Source organism: [Clostridium] clostridioforme AGR2157 (genome assembly GCF_000424325.1).
Lineage (GTDB): Bacteria > Bacillota > Clostridia > Lachnospirales > Lachnospiraceae > Enterocloster > Enterocloster clostridioformis_A.
The window spans coordinates 1-19,846 of record NZ_AUJR01000070.1 but is presented as its reverse complement, the minus strand read 5'-3'; the positions used below and the strand labels follow the sequence as shown (position 1 = coordinate 19,846).

The following is a 19,846-nucleotide window of genomic DNA, read 5'->3' as shown; positions in this document are numbered from 1 at the left end:
CGGATTCTATGGTCACATTTACTGCAAAAGATTATAAAAACCAGGGCCAGTGGGAGGAGATTACGGTTTCCGGTGAGGAGTTTATCCGCAGATTTCTGATGCATGTCCCGCCAAAGCGTTTTGTCCGGATACGCCACTATGGCCTGCTGTCATCCCGGAACAAGAATAAGAAGATCACCTTGTGCCGGAATCTCCTCGGCTGTAGAAAGTATATCGCAAGGCTGAAAGATCTGGATGCCCCTGCCATGATCCGGCTGCTTTACAATAAGGATATCTGCAGGTGTTCTTCCTGCGGCGGAAGGATCATTCCTTTACCGGCAGGGCAGCCTTGTACAATGCCAGAACCGCATCTTCTATGTTAAAAAAGGCAACTGAATATTTTTTAAGCTTCCTTTGGAGGCTTATTTCTGATGCCATAAACATGACACCGGACGCCGAATCTGGCTGCCATGCATCCATATGCAGTATACTTCGCTAAAAGGCTGGGGAAATTGAAAGTCCATATATAACGGCTACCCGGACGCGCCTTTGTTCAACCAGGAAAAATCGAAACTGATGCAAACGAAAGGGCAGTTATCGAAATATCAAAGCTGCTTTTTCGTTTGCACCACCTTCGATTCTTTCCTTAACGATTTGAGGAGAAAACAATGAAAAAAATTATAACTATTTTTAGTGTTATATTTCTTATTACATCACTGACAGCCTGTTCGTCAGACTTCAATGGAAGCAGAACAGGAAATGACAAGCAACTAATTATGGAATATACAGCGTTTAATACTACTGATTCTCAAGATTTAGTTGTTGAAGCTGGGGATACCATTCATACGGAAATTGTAATTGAGGACGGTCAGTTATCATATAAAATTCAGAAAAATGACGATGAACCTATCGCCGAAAGTGAAGGCATTTTCTTTTCAGTAGACTTTGATGTTGAGGTAGAAGAAAGCGGAACATATACAGTAACAGTAACAGGAGAAAAAACAAAGGGAAGCGCAAAATTCGTAGTAGAAAGTGCGGAGTGATTTACTGGAACAAATCAGCAAATATCAGTTTATAATGCGAGGAGGGGGAGCATGGAACTATCCATACAGGAACGTCTAAAAGACTTGCGTGTGGAGCGTGGATTGACACTGGAACAGCTTGCGGAGCAGACGCACCTATCTAAGTCTGCGTTGGGCAGTTATGAAGCGGACGATTTTAAGGACATCAGCCACTATGCCCTTATCAAGCTGGCAAAGTTTTACGGCGTGACCGCTGACTACCTGTTGGGGCTGTCCGAAACAAAAAATCACCCAAACGCCGATCTTGCCGACCTGTGTTTGAGTGATGATATGATTGCGCTATTGAAAAGCGGATTGATTGACAATTCCCTCTTGTGTGAACTGGCGGCGCACCCGGATTTTCCCCGGCTCATGGCCGACCTTGAAATCTATGTGAACGGCGTAGCGACAAAGCAGGTGCAGGGTGCAAACGCCATTGTGGACGCTATGAGCGCAACCATTATGAAACGGTACAATCCCGGCTTGACTGACCCGCAGTTAAGGCAGTTAATCACCGCCCACATTGACGAGGACAGCTTTTGTCGCTATGTGATACAGCAGGACATAAACAAGATAGCCTTTGACTTGCGGGAAACCCACAAGGACGATTTTTTCAGCGTCCCGGAGGACAATCCGCTGAAAGGATTTTTACAGGCCGCAGACGAAGCCACCAGCGAGGACGGCGACCCGGAGCAAGCGTCTTTGGCCTTTATCTGTAAACGGCTTAAATTGAATTTGAAGAAGCTGTCAGAGGACGAAAAGAAGTGGCTGAAAAAGATTGCGGAGAAATCAGACTTGCTAAAAAATCCAAACCCACAGCGGGGGAGAAAATAACAGAGCAGAAAACCAAAGTATGCGGAGGTATTTATGAAGAAAATTCTTGTTTTATGTATTGTACTTGTTAGCATGGTAGCCTTAACATCATGTAAAAACTCCATAGCCAATGCTAATACCGCAGACAGCGTAAAAATTGAAATGCAATTAAATGAAAACTATGATGATACAGAGCCATTTATCAATGAAAAGTTATTTTGTGTATCAAAAGATTTAGAGAATGTAACAGCAAAATGCGAATTAGAAATGGATGGCGAAATTGGAATTTTAGAAATCAAGAACAATAAAACAAGTGAGGTTTTATGGAGTAATACATGGAATGGAACAGTTGAATTAACTACTTTTTCCATTTCACTGGACAATCTAAAAAAAGATGATGAATACGCCGTCTGTTTTACAGGGACAGGAATAAAAAATGCAATCATTTCTATTAGCTTTGAAAATAATTATGTTCAAGAACGTGAAACGCCACTCAAATAGTTCCCTAATCTATCGGGAAATAGCAAAGCCAGCCGAGCCAGTCAACGGTCAAGATGAACAGCGCATTGAAATGCGCCGCCGTTGACAGCCCCGTCCGTCTTTGCTAAAAGGTAATCAAGGCGGGAAAGCCCTAAAATGGTTTCCCGCCCATTTCAATTTTGGGAAAGGAAACGCTCCAAAATCAGAAAGAGAGCGGCCAAGCACTTTGAGGGAGTGGCCGCCTTGTTCACCCATTTAGCGGGACAACGGACGACAGTCAAGGCCGGGTGTAAGCCCGTTTATTTCAGCCTTGACAGTTACCCGCTGTCCTGCTATTTTTTCGGGAGTGTAGCCACACTTCGGGACACTTTGTCCACAAGACGGAGCGTAGGACGAGGGACGGGGGCTTTCATATACGCCCTGTCTGCTGATGAAACCAGTCCTGCGCTTGCGGCTTCACGCCACGCAATCACAGCCCTGTTTTCCTGCCGCTTCAAATGCCCTTGCCCTCCCCGGCGGCAACGGCATTTTCACGGCAACGCCGACAGAGCGTATAACACACTACACTTTGCAAGCAAAGTCGTGTGCCAAGGGGCAAGCCCCTTTGGAAACCCCGAACAACAAAACAGGCTGAATATCTCGCACTTTCCCGGTGATTGATACTCAGCCTTTATTTGTTGTCAGCAGCCCCCGTTTCGTGGTCTGCGTGTAGTTCCTTGTAAACCGACCTAACTTGGGATGTAAACTACAAATAAAGTCTAATTCAAGAGATTGCTATTTGATAAACAATGGCAGACTCTTCTTTATTTTGTCAGCAGTTCCGTTTTGGAAAGTGTCTGTAACCATCAACAGGCACTTTCTTTTTTTTCATATTGATTATATAATAGGCACATGTATATTACGGCTGAGCTGTAATGATTTTGCTGAAAGAGAGGAAATGAATCCATGAAAGTTTTGAAACAGGGAGATATATATGCGCCGGAGCATCTGGGGAGGAAGGATATCCTGATAGAAGGAAGCCGGATAGCCAGGATAGCGGACCATATAGACGAATATGACCAGATAGAGGAGGTGGAGAAGGTGGACCTGGGCGGGCACATCCTGACGCCGGGATACATGGATATCCATGTCCACATAACAGGCGGAGGCGGCGAGAGCGGACCCGCCACCAGGGTGCCGGAGGCAAGCCTCAGCGTGCTGGTCCGAAACGGCATTACCACGGTGGTGGGACTCCTGGGCACAGACGGGATAACCAGAAGCCTGGAGAACCTTCTGGCAAAGGCAAGGGCTTTCAATGAAGAGGGAATCACCTGCCGTATACTCACCGGAGCATACGGATACCCGTCCCCCACCATCACAGGGAGCGTGGAGCGGGATATAGCTCTTATTGACCTGATGGTGGGCGTTAAAATCGCCATGAGCGACCACAGAGGCTCCAATCTGACAGGGGAGCAGCTGATTTCACTGGCAACCCAGGCCCGAAGGGCCGGCATGCTCTCCGGGTGCTGCGGCTATGTGACCATCCATATGGGAAGCGGTAAGGCCAAGCTGGATCCTCTGTTCTATGCAATCGACAACAGCGATGTGCCCATTCAGAAATTCCTTCCAACCCATATGGGACGCACCCGGGAGCTGTTCGAACAGGGCCTGGAATTTGTGAAGCGGGGCGGAACCATTGATATGACGGCAGGACTTACAAGGGAGGAGTTAGAGGAGACGGCGGACCAGATTCTGAGCTATCTTAAGCAGGACCCAGAGTGTCTTAACATGACCATGTCCAGCGATGCATACGGAAGCGCGCCCAGGTTCAATGACAAGATGGAATGCATCGGCCTCACCTATGCATCACCCAAATGCCTGCACGAACAGCTGAAGGTGCTGGTGTGCGAACGGGGAGCCAGCCTGGAAAAGGTGCTGAATCTCCTGACTAAGAACCCTGCCAGGGTGCTGGGACTGACTGGAGTCAAGGGAACCGTGGCAGAAGGTGCGGACGCTGACTTTGTGGTGTACGATGATTCCATGGATATCCTCCACGTCATGGCCGGGGGCAGGAAGTCTGTGTGGAATAAAGAGGTTATTATGAAGGGGACGTTTGAAGAATAGGGAAGTTGGTCTTTGACTGCGGCAGGGTACGGATTCATGGCCGGGCTTACTTATGCAGCCCAGACAGGGGCACACGTGATTTTTATATGTATTTTCCGTTCCCACCTGCCCCATGCGGCAAGAAAAAAAGAGGCAGGGAGGTTTTGGCCGGCTTCTGCCAGACCTGGGATGGCTATAAGACAATTTCCATGCCGTCATAGGCAAATGATACATTGTCCAGTTTTTTTTCAAATTCCCGGTAGTAAGCATAGGATTTGCCCCAATACTCATCAATGTGAGTAATGATAATGCGCTTTATCCTGTATGCGCGCTTGATCTCCATCATCTCATCCAAGGTGAACATATCGTCTCTGAAAGGTGCGGAATCAAGTTTTGACCCGTCTTTAAGTATGCCGTCGTCGGAAACAAGCCCGATTATTAAAACATCCGCATCATAATACAATTGATTGGGGACAAATGGCTTCACATCGCAGCAGGCGTAAACAGCCTTTTTGGAGCCGTCTGATATAACATAAAATGTCATATTGCCGCGATGGGTTTTGTTATTTACCAGGTGTAATTCTATCGTTCCGATTTTAGCATAGTTCGTCCTGTTAATTGAAATGCAGTTCAGAATATTCTGATAGTAGTACAGTCCATCGCCGTTCCAGGCATTGATATCGTCTATAACCTCAGGCATTGCTATGAATTGTATGGGTGTTCCTTTGCCGGCAATGCAGTTGTAACCCAAAGGCTCCACGATACGCATGCCTCGCGTATGGTCAGGATCCTTGTGGGAGATGGAAAGATATTCAATCCTGGATATACCCTGCCTGTCACAGGCAACTGCAATGTCCTCCGGCGTATCAATGAGCATTCCGATGTCCTCAATATAAAGACTCGGCCCTAGGCGCTCATACCGGCCTCGTTTTATTCTGGCCTCCTGGCAGACAGAGCATTTACAAAAAGGATTGGGAATTAGAAACATTCCGCCGCTTCCTACAATCTTCAACTTCATCCGTGTTCACCTCCTGGCGTCATTTTTTATTTTACTAACATCGCCCTGATTTCGCTGATCATGCCCTTTGGTATATTATCGTCGTCCAGCGGCATGATACTGCTCAGCATCCGTACGCCCTGATAAGAGAATAGCAGCAAATCCGCAACCGCGTTTACATTGGCCTGCTTAAACTCGCCTTTGTCAATGCCGTATTTAATCAGGCTGCAAAGCATTGTCTTTGAAATGTAATACTGCTTCAGCATGGCGTTGTCCTCTGATAATGGCATGCCGCTGTAATACTCATAGAAAGCAAGTCCTAACGAACCGCTCCTGTCAAGCATCTCGGACTGGTAACGCTCTAATAATTCATCCAATATGAGGGCTGCCGGCAGGTCCCATTCCATCTTTTCAGCAACCTGGCTTTCAAGGCCCGACATAAGTTCATTTATGATGTCAGCAAATACCTGACCGGTACTCCCGTAGTGCGTATATAATCCGCCGCGGCTAAGTCCTGCTGCCTCACAGATATCTTTCATTGTAACATCCTTAAATCCCTTTTGGACAAATAAAACCAGTGCCGCTTTCCGTATGGCTGCCTTTGTTTTGTCCCCTTTTTTGCCCATGGGCCTACCACCTGCCTTTTATCCTGCCTATTTCCGACACTCGTGTCTGTTTTTAATATACGACACATGCGTCGGAAAGTCAATGAGGAAATTCCTGCATCGCCGCGAAGCCAAAAAAAGAGTATCCGTCATTTCTTCCGGATGCTCTTTTGATATACTGCATGTCTGAAACGATATTCTTATTTAAGAATGTCATCCTTCTTTTCAAGAATTGCCTCTGCGGCTGCGCAGGCAGGACAATCACAGTATTTTGCCCCTGCGGCCTTGAGTTCCTTTGCATGGGCTGCCACGTCCTTGGCCTTGTCTGCCCCGAAGACCTGGGCGCACATATCGGATTCAGCAAAACCAATCAGGCCGTCAACCGGCATGATGTCTGCTTCCAGCTCAGCAATGTATGTTTTTGTTGCTGCGGCCTCGTTCTCAGTGCCAACTGCATCCAGCCAGGTCTGGGCTGATGCCTTTGCCTCTTTGCTGCATGATGCTGCATTCATTAATTCGTGTGTTTTTTCAACGATGAAACTTAATACTTCTTTATCCATAATTGATAGCCCCGCTTTCTTCTGAAATTTACCTATATTTTACCATAAATGTCCGACATTTGCAATTTAAACATATGGTTTGTCCTATAGGTTTGTCCTATATATCAGGACCGCTCTTTTGTAACAGTTCAGACAATGATTCCTGCAATGGGGAATCACCGCAAAAATTTCATGTTCAGAAGTTCTGAGGAAAGAGCATTGGATGCCTGCTGCATCAGACGGGCGCGGATAGTTTTGGGACAGCTTTGGGACAGCTCAGGGAAAGTTCCGGGAATGATAGTTCCGGGATATAAGCCGCAGGTTGACAAATCCGTGGATGCTGTGTATAATAGTTGACTGATGCAACAGTTGTATAATACAATAGAAATAGCAGGGAGAACGGAATGAATCAATATACGGGAATATACCGGCGCTGTGAGCTCTGGTTTATCCGGAGGGAGTTGGAGCAGTTTGGACTGCAGCCCCTGGAGGGGAAAATCATCATGTTTCTTCAGGACAACCAGTGTACCCAGGAGGATATCGGCGCACATTTTGACCTGGACAAGGGCAGGATTGCCAGAAATCTGTCTGTGCTGGAGGAAAAGGGACTGGTGCGGCGTCTTATCAACGAGAAGAATAAAAGGCAGAAGTTTGTAAGTCTCACCTGCAGGGGAAATCAGGTCCTGGAAGAGATACACCGCATATCCGGCAGATGGGACGAGATTTGTTTTTCGGGATTCACAGAGGAAGAGCGCAGGCAGCAGCAGGATTATCTGCGGCGGATTGCTGAAAATGCAATTGAATATAAACACAGAGTAGGAGAATGTACATATGGTAAACAATCTGACTGAGGGAAAACCTCTTAAATTGCTGTTTTTCTTTGCAATGCCCATGGTAGTGGGCAATCTGTTCCAGCAGCTCTACAACATGGTGGATTCCATGGTGGTGGGACGTTTTGTGGGGGAGGATGCCCTGGCAGCCGTTGGCTCATCCTTCCCTGTGGTCTTTTTGTCCGTAGCCATTGCGGCGGGCCTGTCCATGGGATGTACCGTGGTTATTTCCCAGTTCTTCGGGGCAGGTAAGATACTTGAAATGAAGATAACTGTTTCAACGGCCCTCATATCGCTGGGGGTCATCGGACTTATTATCATGGGAATCGGGGAAATCATCGCGGGACCTCTGCTGTCTCTTCTGGGAACGGACCCGGATATCATGGCTGACTCCCTTGCCTATCTGAGGATATATTTCGGGGGAGCCGTATTCCTGTTCCTGTATAATTCACTGAATGGTATCTACAATGCATTGGGAGACAGCCAGACACCTCTTAAGTTCCTCATAGTATCCGCCCTGACCAATATTGTCCTGGACCTGCTGTTTGTCATTAAATTCAACATGGGTGTGGCAGGTGTGGCCTGGGCAACCCTTATTTCCCAGGGAATGTGTGCTGTATTTTCCTTTTTTGTATTGATTGCCCGCCTGAGGAAGATGGAGAATGAGGAAGAAGCCAGAGGAAAGGCGTTTACCTTTTTCGACATGTCCTCAGCTGAGCGTATTGCCAAGGTGGGCGTGCCTTCCATGCTCCAGCAGTCCATTGTCTCCGTCAGCATGATGCTGATGCAGGGGCTGGTAAATTCCTACGGAAAGGTGTTTGTGGCCGGTTACACGGCTGCCACTAAGATTGATACCCTGGCCATGATGCCCAATATGAACTTTTCCAATGCTATGTCCAGCTATGCGGCCCAGAACATTGGAGCCAGGAAAATGGACCGTGTGAAGCAGGGATACAAGGCCAGCATGTTCATGGTGGTGATATTTTCACTTATCATTACCAGTATCATTTTCCTGTTCGGGCCGCAGCTTCTGGGACTTTTCCTGAAACAGGGGTCTGAGGGAAGCGCCATGAGCTACGGACTCAGTTACATGAAGACCGTATCCGTGTTCTACATACTGATGGGAGCCCTGTTTGTAAGCAACGGTCTGCTGCGGGGAGCCGGAGATATGGGGGCGTTTATGCTCAGCTCCGTGGTAAACCTGTTCTCCCGCGTGGCCATTGCCTACCTGCTGGCGCATTTTATCGGTTCCAGCGCCATATGGTGGTCCATACCTACAGGATGGGCTATCGGCGCGTTGTTCTCCTTCCTGCGCGTAAGGAGCGGGAAGTGGATGGCAAAGAGACTGGTGGATTAAAGATTGACTGTGCTGCATATATTGTATAAATTCAGGTTGAGGAATGAAATGCATGAAAATATATGTAGTGAAACAGGGAGACAGTGTTGACTCCATCGCAGATTCACAGGGGATTCCCGTAGAGACCCTTGTTTGGGCAAATCAGATAGAATACCCATACCGCCTGGCCGTTGGCCAGGCTCTTTATATTTCTGACGGGGAGACTGGGGAGGGACGAAGGCCACTGTTTTCCAGCGGTTATGCATACCCCTTCATTGACAGTGGGGTATTGGAGGAAACCCTGCCTTATCTGAGCGCCATCAATGTATTTTCCTATGGTTTTACAGAGAACGGAAATCTGGTTCTTCCCATGGAGGATGACACATGGATGATAGAAAAGGCGCTGCAATGGGGCGTCCGCCCGGTACTTACTCTGACGCCCCTGGGAGAGGACGGGCGCTTTAACAATAATCTGGTATCAGCCCTGGTGAGAAGCCAGGAAAACCAGCAGCGTCTTATCTGGGAGCTGGGACGTACGATGCAGGAAAAGGGATACGAGGGCCTGGACATTGACTTTGAGTATGTGCTGGCAGAAGACCGGGTGGAGTATGCTGATTTTGTGCGCCGGGCTACCCGGGTCCTTAACATCTTCGGCTATACGGTTACGGTGGCCCTTGCGCCTAAGACTTCGGCTCAGCAGAGGGGGCTTCTCTATGAGGGTATTGATTACCGGCTGCTGGGGGAGGCAGCTAACCATGTCATGCTGATGACCTACGAGTGGGGATACAGTCAGGGGCCTCCCATGGCTGTGGCCCCCATCAATATGGTGAGAAAGGTAGTGGAATATGCAGTGAGCGAGATTCCGCCTGAGAAAATCATTCTGGGAATCCCTAACTACGGCTATGACTGGCCCCTTCCTTTTGAACGGGGAGTAACCAGGGCCAGGTCCCTGGGAACCCTGGAGGCGGTGAAGCTGGCAGTTGACTTTGGAGTGGATATCCGGTTTGATGAAACTGCCATGTCGCCCTATTTCCGGTACTGGCAGTACGGTATCCAGCACGAGGTATGGTATGAGGATGCAAGGAGCATGAGGGCAAAGTTTGACCTTATTAAGGAGTTCAATCTGTATGGGGCCGGTTATTGGCAGCTCATGCGGTTTTTCAGGGCCAACTGGCTGCTGATGGATGATATGTTTTACATTGAGCGGGATTGGCCTCTTATGGAGTATGAAGATATGTCATAAAAGCTGTTTCTGTGGTATAATCCTTCTGTAGCAGGCCATTAAGTGAAATATGTCTCGGATTAAGGGGCTGGACGCATATTTCAAGCGTTATCTGAATCCATGGGATTTTGCGGCCGGTATGCTGCTGATAGAGGAGGCAGGGGGAAGGGAAGGAACTTGAAGGATGAAAAGAATGGACAGAGACACGGGGGGAAAGAGAAGAGGGAAGAAGAAAGGAAGGATGACTGCGGGGCTGGCCGCCGTGGTGTGGCTGCTATGCGGGTTGAGCGGAATAAACGGAACGTGCGTGGGGCCGGGGGTGAGGGATGTCGCAGGCGTGACGGATGCAGCGGGTGCGCTGGGTGCACCGGGCATAACGGATATGCTGAATATGACAGGATTTACTGCTTTCACAGCCTTTGCCGATGTGTGTGACTCCAAGGCTGATACATCTCCGGGGACAGGGGAGGTACTGGTGAACATTGCCAATGAAGACCAGCTGAGGCAATGGTACGACGGCCGTTTAACGGGAGGAAACAGCATAGGAGTCCTGCCAAAGAACCTGGTAATTACCAAACCTGTTACCCTGGGGCTTCCTGACGGTCAGCAGAATATCAGCCCTATTGAAATAAGGATACCTGAGGGACCCATAAAAATCCTGGCACCTAAAAACCTGACCCAGTCAGGCGTTGTCATTGATAACCCCAATCTGGTCATAACGGGAACAAAAAGCCTGATATCGGTTGAGGGTGAAGGGTGCCTGACACTGAAACGGGGACAGATACAGAGGGATGCGTCGGATGAACCGGCCATTATCCTGAGAAATCAGGGAACGCTGGTATGGGAGGAAGGCAAGGACTTTAAGGGATTTAAGAAAACCGACATCCGTGACGAGCGCATAGACCCGCCGGAGCCGGTTCCTCCCGGTGAGAGCCAGACCAACCCGGAATATGGCGGCACACAACCCCAGTTGACAGAGGCAGTCCTTTTGAATATAGGAGCTGATGGCAGCGGTTCCGCCAGGCTGGAATTCAAGAACGTGCCTTCCGATATCAATGCCCTATACATACTGCGCAGTGAAAACGGACATTCCTGGAAAAAGGAAAAGAACAAGGTGACAGCCGCATCGTCACAGAGCGGACAGGAGACTGTGGAGTACGAAAATTTCCTGAAGGAGACCGGAAACACGCTGAATACAAGCATTGTGGAGGACGGTTATCTCATATACAGGTTCCAGTCAGGGGACAGTTCCTTTTATGTGAAGGCCAGGATTGAGTGGCCCGGCGGAAGCTATGAGACGGATAAGGTAAAGATAGCCATACCGGAGTCTGTTGGCCAGGGTCTTACCTTTGTGTACGGCGGGGACAGCTATGGCTATGGCAGCGGATACGGAGGAAGCTACGGCAGCAATTTTGGCGGATATAGGGGATACGGCAGTTCGTCCGGGGCAAATTCTTCCCACACCCAGTCTGGTACGGAGGAGGAGTCCGACGCGCCTGAGGCGCCGGTAAGAGTCAGGGGAGGGCGCAGAAGGGAATCCTATACGCCGTATTCCAACCCCGATACTCAAAACGGGGGAACGGCTGAAGGACAGGCAGCAGAGAATCTGCTTAAGGAGGCAACTCCTTCGCAGGCCCGCAGCTGCCATGATAAGGATGGAGACAGTGAGTCTGTAAATGAAACAGCAGCTGGTGGGCCGGAGGCGGACACAGCCGGTCTATCCGAGGAAGAGAACGAAGTCATGGACACGGAGCAGGACCCGTCACAGGAGGAAATGCAGGACCGGGAAGATTCCGGCACATCCGGATTAAAGTGGTATGCAGGCGCTGTCTTGGCCGTTGCGGTTATTGGCTGCGGAGCTGTCTATCTCTACAGGAAAAAGCGCAGGTAAGCGCACGTCTGCAATTTATAGTGATAAAAAAATGATTTGCCAAGGAAAGAAGGCTGTAGTATAATTTACAAAAACCAAAAACCCACACTATTACGTTACAAAGGAGAATAAAAATATGGCAATCAGAGTTGGAATCTTAGGCTATGGAAACCTTGGAAAGGGTGTGGAGTGTGCCATTAAGCACAATCCTGACATGGAGCTGAAAGCAGTGTTTACCAGAAGGAGTCCTGACAGCCTCAGCATATTGACAGAGGGGACAAAGGTTTACCGGGCAGAGGAAGCCTTGTCCATGAAGGATGAGATTGACGTGATGATACTCTGCGGAGGGAGCGCCACAGATCTTCCAGGCCAGACCCCGGAAATGGCAGCGTATTTCAATGTGATAGACAGCTTTGACACCCATGCCAATATCCACCAGCATTTTGAGGCAGTGGACAGGGCTGCAAAGGAAAGCGGCCATGTGGGAATCATATCCGTTGGCTGGGATCCGGGCATGTTCTCCCTCAACAGGCTCTATGCCAATGCCATCCTGCCGGACGGCAGTGACTATACCTTCTGGGGCAAGGGCGTGAGCCAGGGCCATTCCGATGCAATCCGCAGAATCAAAGGCGTGAAGGATGCAAGGCAGTATACCATTCCGGTGGAGGATGCCCTTACGGCTGTGAGAAGCAAAAAAGCGCCGGAGCTCACTACCAGGGAAAAACACACCAGGGAATGCTTTGTGGTGGCGGAGGAAGGCGCTGATTTAAAGGCCATCGAGGAAGCCATCGTCACCATGCCAAACTATTTTGCTGATTATGACACCACGGTGCACTTTATCAGCCAGGAAGAACTGATGCGTGACCATGCCGGAATTCCCCATGGCGGTTTTGTTATCCGCACCGGCAGCACCGGATGGAATGATGAGAACGGCCATGTGATTGAATACAGCCTAAAGCTGGATTCCAACCCGGAATTCACTGCATCCGTTATTGTGGCCTATGCCAGGGCCGCATACCGCCTGAGCAGGGAAGGGCAGTCCGGTTGCAAGACCGTGTTCGATATTGCGCCGGCTTATCTGAGCGCGGCGGATGGGGCAGAGCTTAGAAAGCATTTGCTTTAGAGCGTGTTTGAAAACGCCGCACCAAACAGAACCATTCCTCATATCCTATCAGTAACAGACCTTCATATCAGTCTGTAGAAAGACACTCTTTGCGCTGCATATCTAATTTACAGTACAAACTGAGCAGGCCGGAGGCGCTTACTGCCTTGGGAGCCGGGCCGCGGGCAGCGGCAGCAGACAGTAACGTCTGTGGGACAGTGGTATACTTACATTGCCCCACAGACGTTTTTTCTGCTTTGGGGGCAGGATGGCAGATTCGGTGATTGTCATATATATGGGAGGAGATAACCGATGGGAGAAGGTAATGAGCAGAATGCTTCAGAAAAAAAGATAAGAAGTCATGGTACGGGTCTGGCCATGCAGGTATCCTGTGTCAGCATTGCCGTCAACCTAGTACTCTCTGTATTCAAGGTAGGTGCGGGCATCCTGGCCCATTCCGGTGCCATGATATCGGATGGGGTCCATTCAGCCTCGGATGTGTTCAGCACGCTGATTGTCATGGCAGGAATCACCATGGCCTCCAGAAAGTCAGACAAGGAACATCCCTATGGCCATGAGCGGATGGAATGCGTGGCGGCTCTGTTGCTGTCAGCGGTATTATTTGCTACAGGAATCGCCATCGGGGTGAGCGCTGTGGAAACCATTGGTTCCGGGCCGGAAAAGGTCAGGGCTGTTCCGGGAATGCTGGCTTTGGGGGCCGCGGTCATATCCATAGTGGTAAAGGAATGGATGTTCTGGTATACCAGGGCTGCGGCCAGGAAATTAAAATCAGGGGCACTGATGGCAGACGCATGGCACCACCGCAGCGATGCACTGTCCTCAGTGGGCGCTTTTATCGGTATTCTGAGCGCCAGGATGGGAGTGCCGGTCATGGACCCGCTGGCCAGCTTCATCATCTGCATCTTCATAGTCAAGGCCGCCCTGGATGTGTTCAGGGATTCCATGGATAAGATGGTGGATAAGGCGTGTGACGAGGAAACGGTCAGGTCCATAGAGCAGGTGGTGCTGGATACCCGGGGAGTGGAACGGGTGGGCTCCATGAAGACCAGGCTTTTCGGTTCCAGGGTATATGTGGACCTGGAGATTGAAGCAGACAAAAGTCTTATGCTGGAGCAGGCATTCGGAATCGCAAAGGAAGTCCACGATACCATAGAAGCAAGATTTCCCCAGGTCAAACACTGTTCGGTACAGGTGAGTCCCGAAGGCAGCACGGGCCTGGAGGGAAAGGAAAATTAGTTTGACGGAAAAGCGATTGCTGGCTATACTTAATATCAGATAACAGCGCCCGGATTTCAGGTAGGACCAGGCCCGGACTATGCAAGGCCAAACGGATTCCGCCGGACCATACCAAGCCGCATTATGCCAGGCCGTGGTTATGCACTGGGCGCAGCTATAGAGGGAGTGACATAAGATGGCATCATATATAAGAAAAACAATCTGTCCCTACGACTGTCCCACATCCTGCGGACTTTTGGCAGAAACAGACGGAATCCGAATCTTGGGTGTGAAAGGCGACCCGGACCATCCGGCTGCAAAGGGGCTGATATGCAGGAAGATGCAGCACTATGAGCAGTCCATCCATTCACCTGAGCGTATCATCACCCCCATGAAACGGGTGGGTGCCAAGGGAGAGGGAAGGTTTGAACCCATGACCTGGGATGCGGCGGTAAAGGAGATTGCCGGCAGGTGGAGCCGCATCCTGGAGGAAGACGGCGCAGATGCCATCCTGCCCATGAATTATTCAGGGGTCATGAGTGTCCTGCAGCGTAAATGCGGGGATGCCTTTTTCAATCGGATGGGGGCCTGTGACCTGGTCAGGACACTCTGTTCTTCAGCAAAGGGAGCAGGCTATGAGGCGGTCATGGGCCAGACCGGCTGTCTGGACCCAAGGGAGCTTTCGGACAGCAGTTTCTATCTGGTGTGGGGAAGCAATATGAAGGCTACCAGGCTTCAGTCCATGCCGGCGCTGATCCAGGCACGCAGACAGGGAAAGCGGGTGGTGCTCATAGAATCCTGTGCGGCAGATATGGAAGCATACTGTGACCAGACCATTCTGATTCGTCCGGGCACGGACGGAGCCCTGGCATTGGCAATGATGCATGTGATGGAGGAAGAAAACCTGGCAGACAGGGATTTCCTTACCTGCCAGGCAAAAGGGTATGAGGCATTCAGGAAAACCCTTGCCCCATATACCTCTGCCTGGGCGGAAGAGGAGACAGGAATCCCAGCAGAGGTGATTGCGGGTCTGGCAAGGGAATACGCCTCAGCTCCGGCTCCGGCCATCATTCTGGGAAGCGGTCCCTCCCGCTATGGCAACGGGGGAATGACCACACGGCTCATCACTATTTTGTCTGCTTATACAGGCGCTTGGGGGCGTCCGGGCGGCGGTTTGTGCGGCTGTAATCCTGGGGCGGGTCCTTATGTGGACAACCGGCTGGTCACCAGGCCGGATTTCAGGAAGAAACCGGGGCGCAAGGTGAATATCAATGAGATTGCCTCCGCCCTTTCAGGAAGCAGGGGAGATAAGCCCATACGCAGCTTTTACGTCTATGGAGGCAATCCGGTGGCCTCTGTCTGCTGTCAGAAGGGAATCCTGGAGGGCCTTTTGCGCCCTGATTTGTTCACGGTGGTCCATGAGCGGTTCATGACAGATACGGCCATGTATGCGGACATCCTTCTGCCCGCCGCATTTTCCGTGGAACAGACAGATGTGTATACGGCGTACGGATACTGTACCTTTGGGACAGCCAGAAAAATCATCGAGCCGTCCGGGCAGAGTAAGAGCAATTGGAATACCTTCCGCCTGCTGGCCCAGGCCATGGGATACGAGGAGGAATACTTTAAGAGGACAGAGGAAGAAATGTTTGAGGAGCTTCTGGCCCATCCCATGGAGGGGTTATCCCGTATCTCAGAGGAGGAATGGCGCATATTAAGGGACGGGGGAGTCATATCCACAGCCTTTGCAGACCATGGAAGCTTCAGGACGCCTTCCGGTAAAATGATGATTTATAATGAAAACATGGAGGAGGCCATGCCCAGGTATGTTAAGAGCCATGGGGGGACCTATCCACTTAGGCTGGTGGCAGTGCCCAGCGCGTATACGTTAAATTCGGTCTTTATGGACAGGAAGGACTTAAAGTCAGGCCGGGGTCTCATGGCGCTGATGCTCCATCCAAGAGATGCGGCGGCAAGAAAAATCGCGGACGGCAGCCCCGTTATAGCCTTCAATGAGCTGGCAGAGGTGGAGTTTACCGCGAAAATAACGCCTATGGTGGCGGAAGGAACGGCCGCGGCCGAGGGTGTTTACGACAGGACCTTCACAAAAGGCGGGCTTCTGGTCAACGCCCTCCACCATGAACGGCTGTCCGATATAGGAGCAGCCACCACCCTTAACGACAATACGGTGGATGTACGGCCATGTTAAGTGAGATAAGACAGCAGGAAGAGAGACAGGATATGAAATCAATGGTACTTGGAATTCTGGCCCATGTGGATGCCGGTAAAACTACATTATCGGAAGCGCTTCTGTATCTGGCGGGAAGCATACGGAAAATGGGGAGGGTGGACAATAAAGACGCCTTTCTGGATACCTATGCCCTTGAGAGGGCCAGGGGCATCACTATTTTCTCAAAGCAGGCGGCTCTGACATGGGAGGGCCAGCCCTTGACGCTGCTGGATACGCCGGGCCACGTGGATTTTTCCGCGGAAATGGAGAGGACGCTTCAGGTGCTGGATTATGCCATTCTGGTCATAAGCGGTGCGGACGGCATACAAAGCCATACCATAACCCTGTGGCGTCTGCTGGCTAAATACAGGATACCTGTATTCCTCTTTGTCAATAAAATGGACCAGCCTGGCACGGACCGGGACCAGCGGATGAAGGAACTGCAGAAACGTCTGGACGATGGGTGTGTGGATTTTGCCGGGGCAGGGACAGAGGAATTCATGGAACACGTTGCCATGTGCGATGAGAATCTGCTGGAACATTATCTGGAGACCGGGGATGTGGAGGAGGATGACATACGCCGCCTGATTCGGGAACGAAAGCTGTTCCCCTGTTTCTTTGGTTCCGCCCTTAAACTGACTGGGGTGGAGGAACTGCTGAACGGAATCCGCAGGTGGGCTTCTGCGCCGGAATATCCGGAGGAGTTTGAAGCCAGGGTATACAAGATTTCCAGGGACGACCAGGGAAACCGTCTGACCCACCTTAAGATTACAGGAGGAAGCCTTAAGGTAAAGGGAATTATTTCCAATGGAAATACGGAAAAACCATCCGAGGTATGGCAGGAAAAGGTAAACCAGATTCGCGTCTATTCCGGGGACCGGTACGAAGCGGTGCCTGAGGCAGAGGCAGGAACCATATGTGCAGTTTCCGGCCTTACCAGGACCTATCCGGGACAGGGACTGGGGGCAGGGCAGGACTCCATGTTCCCGGTGCTGGAGCCGGTGCTGAATTACCAGGTAAAACTGCCGGAGGGCTGCGACGGGGCTGTGATGCTGCCAAAATTCCGCCAGCTGGAGGAGGAAGACCCAATGCTGCGGGTGGTATGGAATGAGGAACTGAAAGAGATATCCATGCAGCTTATGGGAGAAGTGCAGATAGAAGTGTTAAAGAGCCTGATTGAAGAGCGCTACGGCATTCAGGTTGAATTCGGCACAGGGAACATCGTGTATAAGGAAACCATTGCAGGCCCCGTGGAAGGCGTGGGGCATTTTGAGCCTCTGCGCCATTATGCGGAAGTCCATCTGCTGATGGAACCGGGAGAAAGAGGAAGCGGGCTTCAGCTTGAGACCAGATGCAGCGAGGATGACCTGGACAGGAACTGGCAGCGCCTGGTGCTGACCCACCTGGAAGAGAAGGTGCACCGGGGCGTTCTGACCGGAGCAGCCATAACAGATATGAAAATCACCCTTGTGGCGGGCAGGGCCCATAACAAGCACACGGAGGGCGGGGATTTCAGGCAGGCCACTTACCGGGCCCTGCGCCAGGGGCTCATGGAGGCGTCCTGTATCCTGCTGGAACCGTGGTATTCCTTCCGGCTGGAGGTGCCGGAGGCATACATCGGAAGGGCCATGACCGATATTGAGAAGCGGTGCGGAACCTGTGCCATCGAGGAAAACAGACAGGGACAGGCTGTTCTTGTGGGAAAAGCGCCGGTTGCCGCCATGCAGGGGTATCAGGCAGAAGTCATGTCCTACACCAGGGGCCACGGGAGACTGGCATGTACGATCAAAGGATATGAGCCATGCCATAACAGCCAGGAGATAATCGAGCAGACCGCCTATGACCCGGAGAGAGATGCGGAAAATCCCACAGGTTCCGTGTTCTGTGCCCATGGGGCCGGATTTGTGGTTAGCTGGGACCAGGTGAAGGAGTATATGCACGTGGACAGCGGTCTGGTTATGGAATCCCCGGATGGGGAAGGAATGGAGAACGAGGGGAATCCTTCTTCCTTCAGGAATCCGGGCAAATCCTCTGCCGGACAGGGGGAATCCGGGGAAACCTGGCTGGGCACGGATGAGATTGACGCCATACTGGAGCGCACTTTTTATGCCAACAGCCGGGATAAATCCTCGGCCCGCAGGGGATATCCGCAAAAGCGCCGGGGAAGCAGGCCTGCCGGCAGCTACAGTGCTCCGGTGACACGCACCTACGGGACTCAGGGGGAAGCTGCCCGCCAGAAAAAGGAGGCCAGACAGGAATATCTGCTGGTGGACGGTTACAATATTATCTTTGCCTGGGAGGAACTGCGGGAGCTGGCCCAGGACAATCTGGACGGGGCAAGAGGCCGGCTTATGGATTTGCTCTGCAACTATCAGGCCATACGCAAATGCTGCCTGATGGTGGTATTTGATGCCTACCGTGTGGCGGGCCATGCCACGGAGGTTTCCGAATACCACAATATCCAGGTGGTATACACAAAGGAGGCCGAGACAGCGGACCAGTATATAGAGAAGTTTGCCCATGAAAATGCACGCAGGTTTGACGTGTCCGTGGCAACCTCGGACGGAGTGGAACAGGTCATTATCCTGGGCCAGGGATGCCGCCTTATATCAGCCAGGGAACTGAAGGAGGAACTGGACCGGGTAAACAGTATACTGAGGGAAGAATATCTGGAACAGCCGCAGCTGAAGCGGAACCGTCTGTACGATATACTTCCGGAGGAGGTAATGCGGCAGATGAGAGAGGCAGCCGGGGAGGACAATCAGGACAGACTGGCAGAAGCGCCGTCATCTGCCAGGAAACAGGAATCGTGATAAAAAAGCAAAAAATGTATGGAATTCCACAAACCGGTACATACTACCAGCGTACAGCAAGCTGCATATGTGTCTGAAAGACAGGCACGAAATGCTCATGACAAGGAGGTAGCATGCAATGGGTAATAAGGTATTGGATTATACCGCTCTTACAATCGCCCTGATTGGGGCTGTGAACTGGGGGCTGGTAGGATTCTTTAATTTCAACCTGGTTTCATGGATTTTCGGAACAGCCTCCTGGGTGACCAGGATAATCTATGCGCTGGTGGGATTGTGTGGTCTGTATCTGATTACATTTTACTCACATTCAGGCAGAGAGGCATAAAAAGAACAAGGCAGGGCCATGGAGTCCTGTCTTTTTCTTGGCTCCAGCAATGAGCTGGATGATGTGCTGTATGCATCCGCCAGCCATGTCATCGGCTCAGACCCGCTGCCGGATATATTTGCATCCGTCCCGGCTGGCTAAATTTGTGAAGATGCTAAGGGATAATCGGTTTGTGACATTTGGAAAATAGGAAATGTGAGATGTGGGATGCCCGGGTGACCGGGCGCTTTTTTGTATTATAGGAAAGTCCTTGCTGAAACGAAGTTATGTAAACTAATGATTCTGCCAAAGGAGGGTATAGAAAACAGACGGTGGTTTAGAACAGG

Annotated in this window: 19 protein-coding genes and 1 riboswitch; of the genes, 16 read left to right on the top strand and 3 right to left on the bottom strand. The window is 50.8% G+C overall.

Annotation, left to right across the window (positions count from 1 at the left end):
- The 5 genes from G614_RS0121415 to iadA form a co-directional block, all read left to right on the top strand.
- Positions 1–362: transposase (locus tag G614_RS0121415; protein WP_027643575.1), on the top strand; the 362-nt coding region annotated here is incomplete at its 5' end.
- Between the two features lie 285 nt (positions 363–647).
- Complete coding sequence (locus tag G614_RS0121410) at positions 648–1,022, top strand: hypothetical protein (protein WP_027643574.1); 375 nt, start codon at positions 648–650, stop codon at positions 1,020–1,022.
- 51 nt (positions 1,023–1,073) lie between these two features.
- A complete protein-coding gene (locus G614_RS0121405; RefSeq protein WP_027643573.1) occupies positions 1,074–1,874 on the top strand; it encodes a helix-turn-helix domain-containing protein in 801 nt (266 codons plus the stop codon).
- 33 nt (positions 1,875–1,907) lie between these two features.
- On the top strand, positions 1,908–2,354 hold the full coding sequence (locus G614_RS0121400) for a DUF4624 family lipoprotein (protein WP_027643572.1): 447 nt from the start codon (positions 1,908–1,910) through the stop codon (positions 2,352–2,354).
- Between the two features lie 924 nt (positions 2,355–3,278).
- On the top strand, positions 3,279–4,436 hold the full coding sequence (gene iadA, locus G614_RS0121395; protein WP_027643571.1) for a beta-aspartyl-peptidase: 1,158 nt from the start codon (positions 3,279–3,281) through the stop codon (positions 4,434–4,436).
- A gap of 172 nt (positions 4,437–4,608) precedes the next feature.
- Here iadA and G614_RS0121390 read toward each other — a convergent pair whose 3' ends face one another.
- The 3 genes from G614_RS0121390 to G614_RS0121380 all read right to left on the bottom strand — a co-directional run bounded on the left by G614_RS0121390 (position 4,609) and on the right by G614_RS0121380 (position 6,577).
- Positions 4,609–5,433 (bottom strand): MBL fold metallo-hydrolase, encoded by an 825-nt coding sequence (locus G614_RS0121390; RefSeq protein ID WP_022201638.1) that lies wholly within the window; start codon positions 5,431–5,433, stop codon positions 4,609–4,611.
- A 26-nt stretch (positions 5,434–5,459) separates the two neighbouring features.
- Complete coding sequence (locus tag G614_RS0121385) at positions 5,460–6,038, bottom strand: TetR/AcrR family transcriptional regulator (RefSeq protein ID WP_027643570.1); 579 nt, start codon at positions 6,036–6,038, stop codon at positions 5,460–5,462.
- A gap of 179 nt (positions 6,039–6,217) precedes the next feature.
- Positions 6,218–6,577 (bottom strand): hypothetical protein, encoded by a 360-nt coding sequence (locus G614_RS0121380; protein ID WP_027643569.1) that lies wholly within the window; start codon positions 6,575–6,577, stop codon positions 6,218–6,220.
- Between the two features lie 383 nt (positions 6,578–6,960).
- Here G614_RS0121380 and G614_RS0121370 point away from each other — a divergent pair, with 383 nt between their 5' ends.
- The 11 genes from G614_RS0121370 to G614_RS33425 all read left to right on the top strand — a co-directional run bounded on the left by G614_RS0121370 (position 6,961) and on the right by G614_RS33425 (position 19,661).
- Complete coding sequence (locus G614_RS0121370) at positions 6,961–7,407, top strand: MarR family winged helix-turn-helix transcriptional regulator (protein WP_022201629.1); 447 nt, start codon at positions 6,961–6,963, stop codon at positions 7,405–7,407.
- Entirely contained in the window at positions 7,388–8,743 is a 1,356-nt protein-coding gene (locus tag G614_RS0121365) for an MATE family efflux transporter (RefSeq protein WP_027643567.1), read from the top strand. The genes G614_RS0121370 and G614_RS0121365 overlap by 20 nt, the downstream gene beginning before the upstream one ends.
- A gap of 52 nt (positions 8,744–8,795) precedes the next feature.
- Positions 8,796–9,965 (top strand): glycosyl hydrolase family 18 protein, encoded by a 1,170-nt coding sequence (locus tag G614_RS0121360; RefSeq protein WP_027643566.1) that lies wholly within the window; start codon positions 8,796–8,798, stop codon positions 9,963–9,965.
- Between the two features lie 49 nt (positions 9,966–10,014).
- Positions 10,015–10,125, top strand: coding sequence for an inositol monophosphatase family protein (locus tag G614_RS31475; RefSeq protein ID WP_242828174.1), 111 nt, complete (start codon positions 10,015–10,017; stop codon positions 10,123–10,125).
- Between the two features lie 12 nt (positions 10,126–10,137).
- Positions 10,138–11,835, top strand: coding sequence for a hypothetical protein (locus tag G614_RS0121350; RefSeq protein ID WP_027643565.1), 1,698 nt, complete (start codon positions 10,138–10,140; stop codon positions 11,833–11,835).
- Positions 11,836–11,950: 115 nt separating this feature from the next.
- Entirely contained in the window at positions 11,951–12,937 is a 987-nt protein-coding gene (locus G614_RS0121345; protein WP_027643564.1) for a diaminopimelate dehydrogenase, read from the top strand.
- 109 nt (positions 12,938–13,046) lie between these two features.
- Positions 13,047–13,137: riboswitch (NiCo riboswitch) on the top strand.
- Between the two features lie 91 nt (positions 13,138–13,228).
- The gene (locus G614_RS0121340) at positions 13,229–14,173 is read left to right on the top strand and encodes a cation diffusion facilitator family transporter (RefSeq protein WP_027643563.1); all 945 of its coding nucleotides are present in this window, start codon (positions 13,229–13,231) and stop codon (positions 14,171–14,173) included.
- 175 nt (positions 14,174–14,348) lie between these two features.
- The gene (locus G614_RS0121335) at positions 14,349–16,361 is read left to right on the top strand and encodes a molybdopterin-containing oxidoreductase family protein (protein ID WP_027643562.1); all 2,013 of its coding nucleotides are present in this window, start codon (positions 14,349–14,351) and stop codon (positions 16,359–16,361) included.
- Entirely contained in the window at positions 16,355–19,195 is a 2,841-nt protein-coding gene (locus G614_RS0121330; protein WP_027643561.1) for a translation factor GTPase family protein, read from the top strand. Before G614_RS0121335 ends, G614_RS0121330 begins: the two co-directional genes overlap by 7 nt.
- A 118-nt stretch (positions 19,196–19,313) precedes the next feature.
- Complete coding sequence (locus tag G614_RS0121325; protein ID WP_027643560.1) at positions 19,314–19,520, top strand: DUF378 domain-containing protein; 207 nt, start codon at positions 19,314–19,316, stop codon at positions 19,518–19,520.
- Between the two features lie 18 nt (positions 19,521–19,538).
- Complete coding sequence (locus tag G614_RS33425; RefSeq protein ID WP_278246010.1) at positions 19,539–19,661, top strand: hypothetical protein; 123 nt, start codon at positions 19,539–19,541, stop codon at positions 19,659–19,661.
- Positions 19,662–19,846: the final 185 nt, after the last annotated feature.

Excerpts from the sequence above, each read along its gene's own strand:
- iadA (WP_027643571.1), top strand. The coding sequence starts at position 3,279 with ATGAAAGTTTTGAAACAGGGAGATATATATGCGCCGGAGCATCTGGGG.
- G614_RS0121325 (WP_027643560.1), top strand. The coding sequence starts at position 19,314 with ATGGGTAATAAGGTATTGGATTATACCGCTCTTACAATCGCCCTGATT.
- G614_RS0121360 (WP_027643566.1), top strand. The coding sequence starts at position 8,796 with ATGAAAATATATGTAGTGAAACAGGGAGACAGTGTTGACTCCATCGCA.
- G614_RS0121410 (WP_027643574.1), top strand. The coding sequence starts at position 648 with ATGAAAAAAATTATAACTATTTTTAGTGTTATATTTCTTATTACATCA.
- G614_RS0121400 (WP_027643572.1), top strand. The coding sequence starts at position 1,908 with ATGAAGAAAATTCTTGTTTTATGTATTGTACTTGTTAGCATGGTAGCC.
- G614_RS0121405 (WP_027643573.1), top strand. The coding sequence starts at position 1,074 with ATGGAACTATCCATACAGGAACGTCTAAAAGACTTGCGTGTGGAGCGT.
- G614_RS31475 (WP_242828174.1), top strand. The coding sequence starts at position 10,015 with ATGTCTCGGATTAAGGGGCTGGACGCATATTTCAAGCGTTATCTGAAT.
- G614_RS33425 (WP_278246010.1), top strand. The coding sequence starts at position 19,539 with ATGGAGTCCTGTCTTTTTCTTGGCTCCAGCAATGAGCTGGATGATGTG.
- G614_RS0121365 (WP_027643567.1), top strand. The coding sequence starts at position 7,388 with ATGGTAAACAATCTGACTGAGGGAAAACCTCTTAAATTGCTGTTTTTC.
- G614_RS0121380 (WP_027643569.1), bottom strand. The coding sequence starts at position 6,577 with ATGGATAAAGAAGTATTAAGTTTCATCGTTGAAAAAACACACGAATTA.
- G614_RS0121390 (WP_022201638.1), bottom strand. The coding sequence starts at position 5,433 with ATGAAGTTGAAGATTGTAGGAAGCGGCGGAATGTTTCTAATTCCCAAT.
- G614_RS0121370 (WP_022201629.1), top strand. The coding sequence starts at position 6,961 with ATGAATCAATATACGGGAATATACCGGCGCTGTGAGCTCTGGTTTATC.
- G614_RS0121340 (WP_027643563.1), top strand. The coding sequence starts at position 13,229 with ATGGGAGAAGGTAATGAGCAGAATGCTTCAGAAAAAAAGATAAGAAGT.
- G614_RS0121345 (WP_027643564.1), top strand. The coding sequence starts at position 11,951 with ATGGCAATCAGAGTTGGAATCTTAGGCTATGGAAACCTTGGAAAGGGT.
- G614_RS0121335 (WP_027643562.1), top strand. The coding sequence starts at position 14,349 with ATGGCATCATATATAAGAAAAACAATCTGTCCCTACGACTGTCCCACA.
- G614_RS0121385 (WP_027643570.1), bottom strand. The coding sequence starts at position 6,038 with ATGGGCAAAAAAGGGGACAAAACAAAGGCAGCCATACGGAAAGCGGCA.
- G614_RS0121330 (WP_027643561.1), top strand. The coding sequence starts at position 16,355 with ATGTTAAGTGAGATAAGACAGCAGGAAGAGAGACAGGATATGAAATCA.
- G614_RS0121350 (WP_027643565.1), top strand. The coding sequence starts at position 10,138 with ATGGACAGAGACACGGGGGGAAAGAGAAGAGGGAAGAAGAAAGGAAGG.